Consider the following 15,604-nt stretch of genomic DNA (forward strand, 5'->3'; position numbering starts at 1 on the left):
GAATCCAACATGAAAGTTAAATTTTTTGCCGCTTACCGTCGCTCAGGTATTTCTAAAACATCTGGCCGTCCTTATGACTTCGCTGAAGTTGCTTACGTTGTACCACTTCGCCAAGTTGATACTGAAAAATTCCAACAGGTTGGTCACGGCTTTGACGTGAAAACCTTAACTCTTGCTAACCAATGTATTGCTGAGTTCGCTGGCATTGATGTTGGTGAAGAGGTTGAACTAAAAGTGAATCCGAATCCTGAAGACCCTAGCCGTAACATGTGCTTTGGTCTTCTTTCCTAATTCTCTGGGGGCTAGCTAAATGATTTGTGCTCAAGTTCTTAACGATACGCTCAAAGTGATTTCGCTCGCTCCCGGTGAAAAGTGCCAAGCTATTACGCTTCTAGAACAATCTGACTTTGCTAACCCTGAAGCGTTTTTAACGCCTCAAGTGGTCTTTGCTTTGCTTAGTGCGGCTATCGGCTTGTATGGCTTGGTTTTTGTTATCAATACCATTCTTCGTGTACTCGGTTTTAGGAGTTAATACTATGAAAATCACAACGTTAGTTGCCACTGTTGCTGTTGCTTCTGTTGCTTCACTTCCTGTTTTTGCGGCTGTTGATACTTCGGCTGCGACCACTGCAATTACCACCGATGGCGGCAAGGCCATTGGTGAAGTCGGTAATGCTCTCATCGGCTTGGCAGGTCTTGCGGTCGTTTACAAATGGGTCAAAGGTGCAATTTTCGGCTAATTACTCGTTTTCTTGGGGGATTCGTCCCCCTCTTTGGGGGTTCTCATGCCACTGTATTTAACACCTGACGATCTTATTTGGGGCTTCGTTCTTTTGGTTATCTGGGATGCGGCTCGTCGACTTTTCTAACTAGGGTTCACTCTATGAGCATTAAAAAAAACCTCGCACTTCTTTTCTTACTCTTCGGTGTTTCTTTTAGTGCTTCTGCTGCAACTTATGAAATTACTGATTTCTATAAGGGTGTCGGTTGTAATTTTACTATTGGTCAAGTTGCTACTGCTGCTGCTGCTGATTGTTATATCGGTAAAACTACTCGTTATGCTGGTACTATTTCTCGTCTTGTTCAGTATGATTCTGGTGGTGGTAATTTTGGTATTAGAGCTTTTGGCTCTGGTAGTTCTTGGGATAATGTTATGTCTTTTCGCTTATCCTCTAAATTATGTCCTGAAAATCAACAGATAAATCCTATCACTGGTGTTTGTGAGGATATACCACCTTGCCCCCCCGGCTATATTCGTGATGAAGTCGGTATGTGCGTTCTTAGCCCTGAAGACGATTTTTGCGACACTGACTTTTCTGAACTTGTTGCGGCTGAAGTAAATAGTTGTGCCCTTAAATATCCTGACTTCTTCACTGATGTTAATTTTACTTGTACTGATAGAGAAAATTACTCTCTCTCTTGTGTTCAGGGTATCGCTAAACCTAAAGATCCTACGTCTCCGATTAATCCTCCAAACGGTGGCTTTAACCCTAGCAACCCTGACCCAGTTAATCCAACACCGCCAGATTTTGACAAACCTGAACCTGATGAAGTTGCTCCTAACGACACAACGGATACCGCCGTTCTTGAGGCTTTGCGTAATTTAAACCGTGACAACAATCAGGCGGCCACCTCTCTCAATACTGATTTAAATGCGGGTTTTTCTTCAACACTTGATGCCCTTAATCACTCGAACTCAAAGCTTGATGCTATTGGTCAGTCGATTGTTGAGCAAACCAATCAGGACTATTTAATTCACCAAGCTAACAAGCTTTTGCAACTTCAAACCACGGGCGCAATTACTGAGGGCACTTCTAAAACTGTTGGTGCTATTAATTCTCAAACGACACAGCTTAAAGACTCTCTCGATTCTGTGAGTGCTGGCATCAATGGCCTAGGGGATAAATTAACAGGTGAACTTAATGAGTCTGGTTGCAATTCATTTCATTGTACGGGCAATGCGGCCAGTTGTTACCTTGCTCGCATGAATTGGGATGCTAAGTGTGGCGAACTCGCCCGCATTCCTATTTTCAATCAAGAAACTGGGGCTGTTACCGATGAGTTACAGCGCATTACTCAAGAGTCGGTTGATGAGAATGGAGCGTTTAAAAAGGTCTTTACCGATGCTAACGGCTCTGTTGATGAGGCTTTAGAAGCTTACGATAAATCTAACGGCTTTAGTTTTAGTTCCGGCTGTCCACAACCCCGAACCTACGACCTCGGTATTACTCGTCTAACTATCGACTATCAACCGTTCTGTACTTTGGCTTTGGTTTTTCGTGCGTTCCTTATGGCTTCTGCGGCCTTAGGTTCGTTTTTTATGATTGCTAAATTTATGTAATTGAATGAAGCAAAGGACGGGAGAAGCGCAGGCGCCGTGCTTTGCTTCAATAACTCTATGGTGATTTTATGGGATATCTCTTTCAAGCTCTCGGTTCAGTTTTCATATGGCTGCGTTCTGCACTCCCTTGGATTATTGGTGCTTTTGGTGCTTCAGCCTCTAACTTTCTTGTTTCGGCTGGTTTCGGGGTTGTCATATTTTCGGGCTTCAATTTGTTAACTGGTCGCCTTATCGGTACGGCTGTTGAGTCTCTCAATGAGCTTAATGAATTGGGTTCATTTGGTGCTGATATCGTCCAATTGCTTGGTTATATGTGGGCTGATAAAGCGCTGAATCTTTTGATTTCAACTGGTGCTTTTCTCATGGCCCTTAAAGGTGTTCGTGAAGGTATTGCTATGCGTCAAGGTTGGTGGAAACCCGGTCAGAAAACAGGAGGAATGGAAGGATGATTTTTTTACGAACTGGCTTGCCGGGTGCATCTAAAACACTGAACTCTTTGAAAGAAATCATTGTTTCTCATGATGCTGCTCGTCGTTATTACTACACGAATATCAAACTGTTTATGCTTGATATTGCTGTTGCTTGTTCGTTTTCTGGTTGGTTTTACGGTTGGTATTTCCCGCGTTTAACTGACAAGGCCATGAAACGTAAACTCATTAAAATCATGATGCCTATTCATGATGATGGTGAGTTTATTACACTTGATGATGTGCCTTGGCTACTTCCTCAGTTTGAATCTCACGATCATTTCACTACTTGGTTGTATTGGGTTGAACGTGTTTACTCGAAAAAGAAACTGACCAAACTTCACGATATTTTATCTGCTTGTGGGGATTCTCCGCTTGATAAGTTTGATTTAGTTAAACCACTCAATTTGCACTTTACTCATTTTCCTGACCCTAACGAGTGGATGAATCTCCCCAAACGTTCGGTTATTTTGATTGATGAGTGTCAGCAATTTTATCCTCCTCGAGCTACTGGCTCTCGTGTTCCTCATGCTATTTCTCAGCTCGAAACTCATCGCCACGGTGGTTATGACATCCATTTTGTTACTCAAGATAGAACTCTATGTGATGTTAATATTCGTAAATTAGTGGGTTGCCATGTTCACTATTTCAACCCTCTTGGTGGTGAACGTGTTGTTAGAAAAGAAGCTCCTAAATGCTTTGACCCTAACGACTATCACGACTCTAAAGCATCGACTAAAAAACCGATTAAGCGTGATAAACGCTTTTACGGTGTTTACTGGTCTGCTGAAATTCATACTCATAAATTTAAATTCCCTGTCATGGGCTTTGTTGCGATCTTCTGTATTTTGATGATTGCTTACTCCCTTTATTCACTCTCTAGTACTCTTTTTCCATCTGACGAACCAACGCCTACACCCTCTCCAGTTCCTGCGGTTGTTCCTTCCACTTCTCCGGCCACCGAAACAACCGACCCTTTGACTTTTTATGTTTCTGAGTTACTTACTGATGTCTATATTTCTGGGGTTGTTGTTGAAACCACGATGAATGACAAGGCTTATCACTATTCGTTTGTTCGTAGTTCAGATAATGCTGTTTTCTATCCTGATTCTGTCGGCCTGAATATTGAACCGCTTGCCCCTTGCTTGGCTAATATTCGTATTGGTGATGTGACTCATCCGATTACCTGTAACCCTTTCTACATTCGTGAGGTTGTTGATTCTGTTGATGAATCTGAGGATGATGATTCCACGGCCCTTGCCAGCTCTGACACTGGTAAACAATACGCCCCTAACATCAAGTTGTTCTAATTTTCACTTTATATTTTGCTATCAAAGTTGATACCGGCTCCTGGAATCGATTGGTATTTATGCTATCATATTTTAACCAGGCAATTTCTGCAGAAAGGAAAAATGATGGCAATTACAATTCGAGACACAACGGAACATGAACAAATGCTTTCAGCTCTCAAGGAGCAGACCAACACGTCAACAATGAGTAAAGCATTGATTAAGGGCGGCTATGATGCTTTGAAGTATCGAGAATTGTATCTTTCAGAGCGAAATAAGAATAAGCAACTTACGCAGCAGCTTTATCGCAACGGTGCTGCTGTAACTGATTTTCTTGACGCTTTAGATTCCCTTAAACAAATCCGCACTTTTCACGCAGAATAACAAACCCTACTCTTTAGGTATGTCAAAAATGACATACCTTTTTTATATCTAACGCTCGCCGCACTTCGAGCTAATCTTTGATTAGTCGAGAAGGAGGAAGCGTAATTTCTCAGATTTAGACCACTTCTACGGTCACTGTATACAGAGCGAAGCGACTTAGTGAAAAGCCGCTATCTCTAACAGCGGCTTATGGTTCCATTTTGATACTTTTTGGATCTTGCAGGGGGTTAGGATCATCTTTTGGGGTGGTGGGATTTGTGCTATAAAGCTGAATTTTTCGATAGGCTTGCTGGCTAACGCATTATGGCAATTATGTTACGGGCTCATCACTTCAAAGCGATTCTCTCTCATAGCATGTACGCACTTGGGTGCGACATTGAGCAATTCACACCGCCCACCCTTTGCGCGTTCCTAGGCCAGAGGCAAACCCTCAACATAATTCCATCCACATAATGCGCACTTTGATTTGTAAACCATCATAGCAATTGAAACCATACATCCAAATTTTCATTTCACAGTGAAATCACACCTTACTCATAACTCTGCTGCATTGATTTGTATCCGTATGTATTTCTCTGGAACTTTATATTTAAATTTTTTGCCTATCTTAATTTTAGATTTTGCTTTCGCGCAGATTTGGTAATCACCGTTTGTCCCAACGCCTACAATTTCTGCATAACTTTGAACATGCTTCATTTCGATCATCACGTCACAATATCCATCAAGCTTAGATCTATATTTTTTAAGAGCTTTAAGCGTTTGCTGTTTTATTGATTTCGCGACAGGATTACTTTCTGAATCGTCGGCATAACCCTTTGAACAGAAAACTACTATCACTAACGAAATGATAACTACACAGATTTTTTTCATCGTCGAGAACCTTTACAGAGATTTCCATCATGATATCAGCAAGTTATAAATGGACGATGTGTAAAGTTAATCGTTTCGACGATGTTCGTTTTTTAATGAAAACAATCTGTAACTTAAGAATGGCAGACTCAATGTGACTTCTTGGTTCGTTGCTCTTTTGTATGAAATCCCTGATGAGGAAAAACATTGCGAATACGCTGTTGAATTTTTTTAGGTACGTCTTTAGAAAAAACCAACTTAACACCCGTTCTCTGCTGGTAAACTTTTAGTTCGCCGCTCAAGTCTGTCTTTTCAGCAATCTCAGTCACATTATGTTTAAAACTTGGAGGGAAATGACCTTTAACTTGTGCTACGACACCATCTTTGAATTTAACTCTCAATATAGGCCGATCAACAGCGACTAACCAAAAGATAACTGCAGCAGCAGCCAGAATGACATACAACATTTTTATCTCCTTTCTTATTCAGACAGTAATTTACTTAAATCTTCTTTTAAACTTGAGACGGTTCTACTCGCTTTTTCGCTACGAGATGCTTCACTTAACAGGTATTCAATCGCGTCAGACAAAGTGCAACCAAGCTCATTGGCTCGATATGATAGTTTTTCCCACACTCGATAATCGAGATCGATAGATTTCTTTCTGGTGTGTAGTTGCTCGGCATTAAAGTGGCGTTTGCGTTTGGCTCTAATTGCTTGCTTGAGTTTATTACTCAGCTCAAGTGACATGTGCTGATCAATCCACCCAAGAACCAGATTGGGTTCATGCTCTATTTTTTTTAACTGTTCAATTGCAGCTAGAGCTTCGCTTTTGTCTACATAACGAGTGATTGTTTCGCCATCTTTCCACTTATTAATTAAGTATTGCCACTTCCAACCCGATTCCAAATTTTCAAGCTGTTGATATTTCATAACGTAAAATCCATGCCAAGTTAGGGTGACAGCGTAACCCACCATTGTTCAGAGTTCAATTTTTGGATTCAAAAAAGCGAACAAGATCAAGCATAATAATGGAGCTGTTAGACATTGCTATTTTTCTATATAATCTGGCTTCTTTTAATAAACACTAGATTTCAATGACTCAAAATATTTGGCGTTCAGTCACACCTCAGTATGATCAATTCCACTCGCAACTAGCTCAGTACCCTAGTCTATCTCCGGTAACATTACTCGACACACAGCCCAGACTAGCAACCGCTATTCAGCAGTTTGTTCAATTGAAAGGTTTTACACGAGTGATGTTGATCAACGCGCCAGATAACTCAATCTATCGTCAATTAGTCAGTCAAAAACTTCAAGTAATAAAGCCAAACTCGCACGTTATTTGTACGGAGTCCCTCGATATGGGGACTATCTTTGGCCAATACCGCGCTGAAAATGGGCTTATCACCAGCGAAATTCCTGGCTTATTGGATAAAGCCAATGGTGGTTATCTTCTGATCTCCGCTAATATGCTGCTGGCTAATCCTAAAATGTGGCCATTATTAAAAGCGGCAGTATTAGGCGAAGATGTAAGCCCCATTAATTGTGATGCTAAATCACCACACCCCTCACCAATCTCTAAAAAATATGAGGTCAAACTGATCATTTTAGGTGATAGGAACCAGTTAGCCGATGTCGACTATTTGGATGCAGACGTCCGCTCAAGCTTTTGTTTCTACACCGAATTAGAGTTGGACCTGAAAATTGATGAACAATCGATATTGACCTACCTCGCTTATTTGCGTTGGATATCTGAAGAATACCAACTCCCTACACTGACTGAAGATGCCATTCCTGCTCTTATGACCGCAGGTGCCCGTTTCACGGAAGATCAACATTACACACCGTTATGTGTAATATGGCACAGAACACTCATAGAAGAAGCGGCCTTAGAGTCAAATCAGTATCCGATTACTAAATCTCATATCGAAAGTGCCTTAGACAAACGCTATTATCGAGAGTCTTATCTGCAGCAACGAGCACTCGACGATATACTTGATGGGCAGGTAATTATCGAAACTCAAGGCGAACAAGTCGGCCAAGTCAATGGATTAACAGTGATCGATGTTGCTGGCCATCCTCTTTCCTATGGTGAACCAGCTCGTATCTCATGCGTTGTGCACTTTGGTGACGGTGATATTACCGATGTCGAACGCAAAGCCGAGCTCGGTGGTAATTTGCATGCAAAAGGCATGATGATAATGCAAGCCTTTGTAAGCAGTTCAATGAACCTTGACGCACCGCTTCCCTATTCTGCTTCGGTTGTCTTCGAACAATCATACAGCGAAGTGGATGGCGACAGTGCATCACTAGCCGAGTTATGTTCTTTAGTAAGCGCTTTATCTGAACATCCCATTAACCAACAAATCGCTGTGACAGGTGCGGTTGATCAATTCGGGCGAGTTCAAGCTGTTGGCGGGCTAAACGAAAAAATTGAAGGCTTCTACCATGTGTGTAAGCATCAGGGATTCACGGGTGGACAAGGCGTCATTCTACCAAAAACAAATCTAAAACATCTTGCGCTTCATAAAGATGTAGTCAATAGCATTAAAAATGATGAATTTCATATTTGGCCAGTCGCTACAGTTGATGAAGCCGTACCGATCCTTATGGGTGCGTCATTCAGAGGCGATGACGAAGAAAGCATCATTAATAAAATTGCTCAACGTATTGAAAACTTTGAAAGGCATGACCAATCACACAGTATTGCAGAGCGCATTAAAAACTGGTTTGTGTAGCACTGATCGGAGTTGTTTAGCGTACACGTGTTCCCTAATATGCACCCTATCAAAAATTGGAGTAACTGATAATGCAGAATAAACGAGATTCATATAATCGTGAAGACTTACTAGCCTCTAGCCAAGGTGAGCTTTTTGGGCCTGGCTACCCTCAATTGCCAGCGCCAAATATGTTGATGATGGACCGCATCACCAAAATGTCAGAAACCGAGGGCGAGTATGGTAAAGGCCTTATTCTTGCTGAGTTAGATATTACTCCTGATCTATGGTTCTTCGATTGCCATTTCCCTGGCGATCCTGTAATGCCTGGCTGTTTAGGTTTAGATGCGATGTGGCAATTGGTTGGTTTCTTCCTTGGCTGGGTTGGTGGCAAAGGAAAAGGCCGGGCATTAGGTGTTGGTGAAGTTAAGTTCACAGGTCAGATCCTACCAACAGCAAAAAAAGTAACTTACGAAATCACGATGAAACGGGTTGTTAACCGTAAACTTGTAATGGGCCTAGCTGATGGTCGCGTTCTTGTCGATGGCAAAGAGATTTACGTTGCAAAGGATTTAAAAGTAGGTCTTTTCCAAGATACTTCTGCTTTTTAATGACGTTAAACTATTCATAAGCGACTCATAGAGTCGCTTTTTTCTCATCAAAACACTTAGTTATAGTGCTTTAGTGTGGCTTGAATACTAAAAAGCCCCTTCCGGGGCTTAAATCCTTTTGCATGTATGTGGGAGTTTATTTGTAGAGACCAGCTTGTTTGTCATCTCTGGCATCGCGCCAACCACCTAGCCAATATGAACGAGCGTCCGTTTGTTGATAAGGGCAAGCCTCTACGGAACGTCCGTTTAAGCCAGCTTTATACCCATGAGACTGTGCTCTTTCAAGGCGATCACGCTTTTGTCTCTTCATCATAGTGTAGTCCTCATACAGTAACTTGTGTCTTACATACAACTATTAAATCTACATGGCATATCTGTTACGCCACAATTAAGAATTGCTCAAAAATTCGACTTTCTCAAGTTACAAAAAAGGCGCAGATTCTAAATTGTGAACTTGCGCCATTCTTTACACTATTTAATTATTTTCTGCGGAACCCAAAGAGAGCAAGTAGTGTCAGAGTAATCCACCCCATACTACCGCCTTTACGTTCAACGGGCGGAAGTGCCGTGCTGCGGACTTCAATATCGCTAGCCGCCGCGCCAGCAATCGGGATCAGTTTAATCGCGACAACGCTTTCACTTCCAGAAGTACAGTATGAGTTATGGGAGAAATCGTCATAGCCACCAGTACATTTAAATGCACTTGCTGCAATCACACCATCATCGTTGATATCTGAGGCTTCAAAAATACGGAACTGGTTATTATGTTGTGAGTAAGCCCCACCGTTGGTTAGATCATCTAACCACCAACCTTGGTTCTGGAACAATGCCATTCTTGCTGCATTACTCCCTGTACCGTTGAAAGGATAGATAAAGCCACGATGACGACGTTGTTTGCCTCCATCTTCACGACCTTTTTCTGCATCGATTTGACCGACAATTTCATTGAAATTGTTGATCGCTTTCGCTTCACCGCCAGCACCAGTAAAGAAAATTCCACCTGATAGATAGTTAGCTACAGGTGTTCCGCTATTAGCATCTGCCACGAAAATACGGTTTGCTGCTGCGCCGCTTTCAGGTTTATCGCCTCGACGTTTTGTTTCACCGATCACGATTAAATTATTATTAATATCAGTCGCTAATGAGTTGGAGTAAATAACATCTCCATCCACTTTCAGTTCTGTGCCAGTAATAACCTTACTACTCCACATATCATGCTTAGGGGTTGTTACGTCGTAACTTGCATTAGGATAGAATACTGTTGCTTGCATTCTAAACACATTATCATCGCGATAGGTATTAAAACCAGCCATAACCGGCTTGTTAGCGTAACTGCCAGATGTAGGAATAGCAGCGCCTCTTACACTTGCTTGTGCAGAGTATCCGCTACGGTTTGCTTCAACATCACCGACCCACCCTGTTACGCGGTAACCCGTCGATGTAGATGCTGTATCCCACATATAAGCTTGCGTTGCAAATGCAAAATTTTGACACTGACGAGTTAACTGTGGATCGAGACCATCACTCACACAAGTGTTAACATCGCCATTGTAGTCTTTGTTATCATCATCACCGTTACCTGTTAAATAAGGGCTAACTGATGCACTACCAACCACGAAATTATGGGTACCATCATTGAATACATCATAAGCGAACGTCCGACCCATTTTTTCAACAATTTTATTATTTGTGTCTTTGACAATTGTGGTGTCTGTTGGTGGATTTAAAATATTGCCATTATAAAAACCACGTTGACGGTAGCCTAGAGCGTAATTACTCCCAGACTGTGTGTAACCGCTGCTCGTAATACCAAAAGCATAAGTACCGTCTAACCCAGTTAAAACGGTATTCTGAGTATTTGCAATAGAGCCAAAAGTCAAAACAACTTGCGATGAATTAACAAAGGCCGCTGCATTTTGTAGATAACTACCATTATCCCAAGCATCACGCTCACGTTTCAAACCGCCAGTTTCAACATTGTTGTACTCAAAACCATGCCATTGCTTATCAGCCCATGCCTCACAAGTAGAATAACCGAGTTCGTTAGAGCAATAGTTTTTGAGATCATCAATATCCTGATAAACAAAACGATTATCCATTTTGAATGGCACTTCATCATGATAGGAAATGCCATCAGAGCCATTGAGCGTATCGCCACCAAACGCAAAAGTATTACAGCTATTTCCGGCCGTAAAACATCCAAGAGGATTTGCTGAAAGGTTATCTTTTTGTATTGCCCTTCCATAATATTCATTAGCGACTAAGTTACCGGGTGTCACTTCTACAATTTGGTAAAGTGCAGCATGAGCTTGAGTGGCAGCCAAAATACTGGCTGCTATTACGGTGATTTTAAATGTTTTACTACTCATTAATAATCTCTAACTTTCCTGTTGCATTGCTTCGAGCTCTTCCCAGCGCTCGAAAGCAATTTCAAGCTCCTGCTCTTTCGCAGTTAACTTATCTAAAACGGGCTGTGTTTTGTCTGCTGATTGCATGAAAAACTCAGGATCGTTCACTTGCTGTTGAAGCATTTCAATATCATTCTCAAGTTGCTCTAACATTGCGGGCAACTCATCCATTTCTCGCTGCAGTTTATAAGATAACTTTTTAGGTTTTGTCTTAATTGGCGCTGTTTTGAGAGTTTCCTCAACCACTTTTTCTTTATTGCTGACATTTTCAGCAACTCGTGACTGCAAAACTTGAGCTCTTTGTTGCTGAGCATCGTGATAGCCTCCAACAAATTCTTCAATTTTGCCATCACCTTCAAAAATCCAACTCGTTGTTACAGTATTATCAACAAATTGACGATCGTGGCTGACAAGCAGCAATGTGCCTTGGTAGTTGGCAAGCAAATCTTCTAAAAGTTCCAAAGTTTCGATATCTAAATCGTTGGTTGGTTCATCTAAAATCAATAAATTATTCGGTTTGAGGAAAATACGAGCAAGCAACAGTCTGTTTTTCTCACCACCAGATAGCGCTTTTACTGGCGTTCTCGCACGTTTAGGGGCAAACAAAAAATCTTGTAAGTAGCTTAATGCGTGCCGTGGGCGCCCAGCCACCATCACTTCTTGTTTTCCGTCAGCTAAGTTGTCAATTACCGACTTCTCAGGATCGAGGATCTCACGGTACTGATCAAAATAAGCAACTTCAAGTTTGGTACCGCAATGTAATTTGCCACTCTGAGGTTGTAAATCACCCAACAGCAGTTTCAGCAGCGTACTTTTACCGCATCCGTTAGGGCCAATAAGTGCAATGCGATCACCACGCATGATATTGAAACTGAAGTTCGAGACAATGTTTTTGCCATCAATGCTATAGCTAATATCCTTCGCTTCGAAGACAATTTTTCCTGAACGCGCAGCGTCATCGATTTGCAAGTTTGCTTTGCCCTGTACCTCACGGCGATCATTACGCTCTTCTCTTAGCTTCTTGAGTGCTCTTACACGCCCTTCGTTACGAGTACGACGCGCTTTGATGCCTTGGCGAATCCAAACTTCTTCTTGGGCCAATTTCTTATCAAACTCGGCATTTTGCATCTCTTCTACGCGCAAGGCTTCTTCCTTGGCGACAAGGTACTGATCATAATCACCAGGAAACGAGCTGAGTTTACCGCGGTCAAGATCAACAATGCGTGTCGCCATTGAGTGGATGAACGTCCGGTCATGCGATACAAAGATGATCGAGCCTCTAAAATCTTTCAAAAAGCCTTCGAGCCATTCGATGGTGGTTACATCAAGGTGGTTAGTCGGTTCATCAAGCAAAAGGACATCAGGATCACACACTAGTGCTCTTGCAAGAGCCGCTTTACGCTGCCATCCACCGGATAAATCCGTTAGTTTGGTGTGGCCATCCAGTTTCAACGCCGCCAGAACATTTTGGATACGTTCTTCAAAACGCCATGCCCCTGTATGCTCTAGCTGCTCTTGAATACGAGATAACTTATTGATATTACTTTCACTTGGATCGATAACGATGAGATCCAAAAGATCTTGATAGATCTTTAGATACTCACCAACTTCCGCTAATCCACCAGCAACATAGTCAAAAACGGTGCCAGCTTCATCTCTAGGCGGATCTTGTTCTAATCGAGAAACAACAACATCTTGTTCTATCTGCATTTTTCCGTCGTCCATGATGATTTCTCTCGCAAGAACTTTCATCATAGTCGACTTGCCTGCACCGTTTCGGCCGACGAGACAAACTCGTTCATTTTCTTGCAATGCGAAATCTGCATGATCGAGTAATGGGTGGTCACCAAATGCTAATTGACCGTTATGGATGGTAATTAATGCCATTATTTTCTAACCAATGAAGTAATGTTTGTTGGTCAAAGGGCCAGCTCAGTTCGGATTCTTGGTATTTAAGAACCGGAATAGTGACCCCGTAACGAGAGAAGAGCGCATCATCAAATGCAATATCAACAAGTTGTACTTGTTCAGCAATGTTTGCCTGCTGAACAAGCTGAAATGCCATCTCACAGAGATGGCATCCTTCAGTACTGTAAAGCGTGAACAACTTCATTCCCTATTCACTGCATGCATGGGAAATCGTCCAGCAGTTATGGATCTGTTTGTTACGTTCAAAATCCAGTGGTAATGTTTGTGCTGAAATGTTTTGAGCAACTAAACCAAGCTCAGCTAGCGCTTCTAAATCCATTTTAAAATGTCGTTTATTGTTTGAAAACACAATCGTACCTTCTGGACGTAGGATACGTTTTAAATTTTCCATCAACTTAATATGATCGCGTTGCACATCAAATGTGTGTTCCATACGTTTGGAATTTGAGAATGTCGGCGGATCGATAAATATCAAATCAAATTGTTCTTTTGCAGTCTCTAGCCATTGCACACAGTCGGCTTGTTCAAAGCGATGCTGGTGTCCAACTTGACCGTTGAGCTTTAAGTTGTCTTTAGCCCATTCTAAATAGGTTTTAGACATATCAACCGTCATGGTTGATTTTGCTCCACCGCAAGCGGCATGAACGGTTGCAGAGCCGGTGTAAGCAAATAGATTGAGGAAGTCTTTACCCTTTGCCATTTGCCCTAAGCGACGACGCGTCAATTTATGATCAAGGAATAAACCCGTATCGAGATAATCATGTAAATTGACAATCAGTTTAACGCCATACTCGTTCACTTCCATTGTCTCAGAAATTTGCCCTAATTTTTGATATTGAGAGCGCCCTTTCTGTTTTTCACGAACTTTGAGTACCACTTTATTTGCTTCTGTTCCGGTGACTTGAATCGCGGCACGAATGATATCGGTTAAACGGCGTTTCGCCTTTTCTTCTGGAATATCTTTAGGTGCGGCGTATTCTTGGATCACTAGGTGGTCGAGATAAACATCGATCGCAACATTGTATTCAGGCAAATCAGCATCATAAATACGATAGCAATCTAGTGATTCACGTTTCGCCCACTTACCAATTTTCGCAATATTTTTCTTTAAACGATTCGAAAAATCAGGAGCGATCACCGATTCTTGAGAAATAGACGCTCCCGGTTCTACCGTGCGCAATGAAATTGAGTAGTTCTTTTGGTGACAAGGTAACGCACCGTTATTTAACTTAAACTGCTTTTCAGCGCGCATACGCAAACAACTGAGTAATTCGTCAGAGCTTGAGAAAATCGATGCTTGGCAACCGCCAAATTCAGCCTTTAATTGACCACCAAATGCCGTGTATAAAGCAATCAAACCAGGATGTGTACCTAAACGTTCACCATAGGGTGGGTTACAGATAACCACACCATCCTCAAACTCTTCAGGACGTTTGATCAGTGCCGCATCACCTAGCTGGAAGGTAATCAGTTCTTCAACCCCTGCGCGGCGAGCGTTATCTTTCGCGGTCTGCAGCACTCGTGCATCGTTATCAAAACCAAAGAACTTACAGTCAACTTTCTTGACACCACGTCTTGCTTGAACATTAGCCTCTGATTTTATTTGCGCCCACAGCTCTGCATCAAAATCCTCTAAAGCTTCGAAACTCCACTTTGGACGCTTGAGACTAGGGGCCATACCAGCAGCTATCATGGCCGCCTCAATGAGCAAAGTACCAGAACCACACATTGGGTCGAGCAGTGGCTTCGCTTCACTCCATCCACTACGCAAAATAATAGCCGCTGCTAATGTTTCACGAAGTGGTGCTCGCCCCGCTTCGGTACGGTAACCGCGCTGATGTAAACCACCGCCCACCATATCAATCCCTAAAATGGCTTTATCTTTATGCAAGCGTACATGGACACGAAGATCTGCATGATCTTTATCGATCGAAGGGCGCGGTAAGTTCTTTTTGGTAAAACAGTCGACAACCGCATCCTTTACTTTCATCGCGCCATACTGACTGTTGCGAATTTCGTTATTTGTGCCGTTGAAGTCGACAACAAACTTTTTCGAACTATGAAAATGATTAACCCAGTTCACTGAACTTGCTGACAAGTAAAGATCCATATCATTTTGGCAGGTAAATTCAGAGAGGACGCGAACAAATCTTGATGCTAGACGGCTCCACAAACAACAGCGATAAATCTGCTCTTTCGACGCTTTAAATTTTACCCCGGCCTGCACGGGTTTTGCGTCCGTAATCCCTAATTTGGTTAGTTCTTCAACTAATAGGTTCTCAAGACCGTTTGAGGTAACCGCTAGATATTGATTCATACTGCTCTTTTACTGATAAAAATGACCACGCATTATACCTGACAATCCCACGCTTGAGTAAAACAAAGTGTCTCTTTCACCTTCTCAACCATTCAATTGCTTAACTACTCGCCAATTTTACAAATAGACAAGCTTCGAGCATTGCAAAAACATCTTACTAGATATAGCAAGGCCTATGGGATAAGTGAGTATTTATTCACTATCAAATTGGACTATACCAGATTGCCTTTTGCAGTGTAAATAAATTACAAACGAGCCAAAAATGGGAATATGTCGGCCATTTCTAGCGAT

The 15,604-nt window shown here is 42.1% G+C and carries 17 protein-coding genes; 9 read left to right on the plus strand and 8 right to left on the minus strand.

The genetic code is table 11. From position 1 onward, the window contains the following. Nucleotides 1–9 precede the first annotated feature (9 nt). The 7 genes from AACV12_RS12590 to AACV12_RS12620 all read left to right on the plus strand — a co-directional run bounded on the left by AACV12_RS12590 (nucleotide 10) and on the right by AACV12_RS12620 (nucleotide 4,481). On the plus strand, nucleotides 10–291 hold the full coding sequence (locus tag AACV12_RS12590) for a hypothetical protein (protein ID WP_019281029.1): 282 nt from the start codon (nucleotides 10–12) through the stop codon (nucleotides 289–291). Between the two features lie 19 nt (nucleotides 292–310). Continuing rightward, nucleotides 311–532, plus strand: a complete 222-nt coding sequence (locus AACV12_RS12595; RefSeq protein WP_019281030.1) for a hypothetical protein — start codon at nucleotides 311–313, stop codon at nucleotides 530–532. A gap of 4 nt (nucleotides 533–536) precedes the next feature. Next, complete coding sequence (locus AACV12_RS12600) at nucleotides 537–740, plus strand: major capsid protein (protein ID WP_170900414.1); 204 nt, start codon at nucleotides 537–539, stop codon at nucleotides 738–740. A gap of 143 nt (nucleotides 741–883) precedes the next feature. Further along, on the plus strand, nucleotides 884–2,341 hold the full coding sequence (locus AACV12_RS12605) for a virulence factor TspB C-terminal domain-related protein (RefSeq protein ID WP_170900415.1): 1,458 nt from the start codon (nucleotides 884–886) through the stop codon (nucleotides 2,339–2,341). A 68-nt stretch (nucleotides 2,342–2,409) separates the two neighbouring features. Then, the gene (locus AACV12_RS12610) at nucleotides 2,410–2,790 is read left to right on the plus strand and encodes a DUF2523 family protein (RefSeq protein ID WP_019281033.1); all 381 of its coding nucleotides are present in this window, start codon (nucleotides 2,410–2,412) and stop codon (nucleotides 2,788–2,790) included. Further along, the gene (locus AACV12_RS12615; RefSeq protein ID WP_170900416.1) at nucleotides 2,787–4,118 is read left to right on the plus strand and encodes a zonular occludens toxin domain-containing protein; all 1,332 of its coding nucleotides are present in this window, start codon (nucleotides 2,787–2,789) and stop codon (nucleotides 4,116–4,118) included. The genes AACV12_RS12610 and AACV12_RS12615 overlap by 4 nt, the downstream gene beginning before the upstream one ends. A gap of 105 nt (nucleotides 4,119–4,223) precedes the next feature. Next, nucleotides 4,224–4,481 (plus strand): hypothetical protein, encoded by a 258-nt coding sequence (locus AACV12_RS12620; protein WP_170900438.1) that lies wholly within the window; start codon nucleotides 4,224–4,226, stop codon nucleotides 4,479–4,481. Between the two features lie 534 nt (nucleotides 4,482–5,015). Here AACV12_RS12620 and AACV12_RS12625 read toward each other — a convergent pair. The 3 genes from AACV12_RS12625 to matP form a co-directional block, all read right to left on the minus strand. Beyond that, on the minus strand, nucleotides 5,016–5,351 hold the full coding sequence (locus AACV12_RS12625; protein WP_013856900.1) for a hypothetical protein: 336 nt from the start codon (nucleotides 5,349–5,351) through the stop codon (nucleotides 5,016–5,018). Between the two features lie 128 nt (nucleotides 5,352–5,479). Next, nucleotides 5,480–5,797 carry a DUF3634 family protein gene (locus tag AACV12_RS12630; RefSeq protein ID WP_013856901.1) on the minus strand — a complete coding sequence of 106 codons (318 nt, stop codon included), beginning with the start codon at nucleotides 5,795–5,797 and terminating at the stop codon, nucleotides 5,480–5,482. A gap of 14 nt (nucleotides 5,798–5,811) precedes the next feature. Beyond that, the gene (gene matP, locus AACV12_RS12635) at nucleotides 5,812–6,261 is read right to left on the minus strand and encodes a macrodomain Ter protein MatP (protein ID WP_026027109.1); all 450 of its coding nucleotides are present in this window, start codon (nucleotides 6,259–6,261) and stop codon (nucleotides 5,812–5,814) included. 164 nt (nucleotides 6,262–6,425) lie between these two features. Between matP and AACV12_RS12640 the strand changes: the two genes are divergently transcribed. Further along, entirely contained in the window at nucleotides 6,426–8,069 is a 1,644-nt protein-coding gene (locus tag AACV12_RS12640; protein ID WP_094124516.1) for a S16 family serine protease, read from the plus strand. Nucleotides 8,070–8,140: 71 nt separating this feature from the next. After that, complete coding sequence (gene fabA / locus AACV12_RS12645) at nucleotides 8,141–8,659, plus strand: bifunctional 3-hydroxydecanoyl-ACP dehydratase/trans-2-decenoyl-ACP isomerase (RefSeq protein ID WP_013856904.1); 519 nt, start codon at nucleotides 8,141–8,143, stop codon at nucleotides 8,657–8,659. A 136-nt stretch (nucleotides 8,660–8,795) separates the two neighbouring features. On the opposite strand, the gene rmf is transcribed toward fabA, so the two are convergent. The 5 genes from rmf to rlmKL form a co-directional block, all read right to left on the minus strand. Beyond that, entirely contained in the window at nucleotides 8,796–8,969 is a 174-nt protein-coding gene (gene rmf / locus AACV12_RS12650) for a ribosome modulation factor (protein ID WP_010320553.1), read from the minus strand. A 169-nt stretch (nucleotides 8,970–9,138) separates the two neighbouring features. After that, on the minus strand, nucleotides 9,139–11,028 hold the full coding sequence (locus AACV12_RS12655) for a DUF3466 family protein (RefSeq protein WP_170900417.1): 1,890 nt from the start codon (nucleotides 11,026–11,028) through the stop codon (nucleotides 9,139–9,141). Nucleotides 11,029–11,037: 9 nt separating this feature from the next. Continuing rightward, on the minus strand, nucleotides 11,038–12,954 hold the full coding sequence (locus AACV12_RS12660) for an ABC transporter ATP-binding protein (RefSeq protein WP_017041963.1): 1,917 nt from the start codon (nucleotides 12,952–12,954) through the stop codon (nucleotides 11,038–11,040). Next, nucleotides 12,932–13,180: a glutaredoxin family protein gene (locus AACV12_RS12665; RefSeq protein ID WP_013856908.1), complete on the minus strand. Its 249-nt coding sequence runs from the start codon at nucleotides 13,178–13,180 to the stop codon at nucleotides 12,932–12,934. The genes AACV12_RS12660 and AACV12_RS12665 overlap by 23 nt, the downstream gene beginning before the upstream one ends. 3 nt (nucleotides 13,181–13,183) lie before the next feature. After that, nucleotides 13,184–15,313 (minus strand): bifunctional 23S rRNA (guanine(2069)-N(7))-methyltransferase RlmK/23S rRNA (guanine(2445)-N(2))-methyltransferase RlmL, encoded by a 2,130-nt coding sequence (gene rlmKL / locus AACV12_RS12670; protein ID WP_013856909.1) that lies wholly within the window; start codon nucleotides 15,311–15,313, stop codon nucleotides 13,184–13,186. Nucleotides 15,314–15,604 lie beyond the last annotated feature (291 nt).

The sequence above is a fragment of the Vibrio sp. 2-2(8) genome, assembly GCF_963888495.1.
Lineage (GTDB): Bacteria > Pseudomonadota > Gammaproteobacteria > Enterobacterales > Vibrionaceae > Vibrio > Vibrio anguillarum.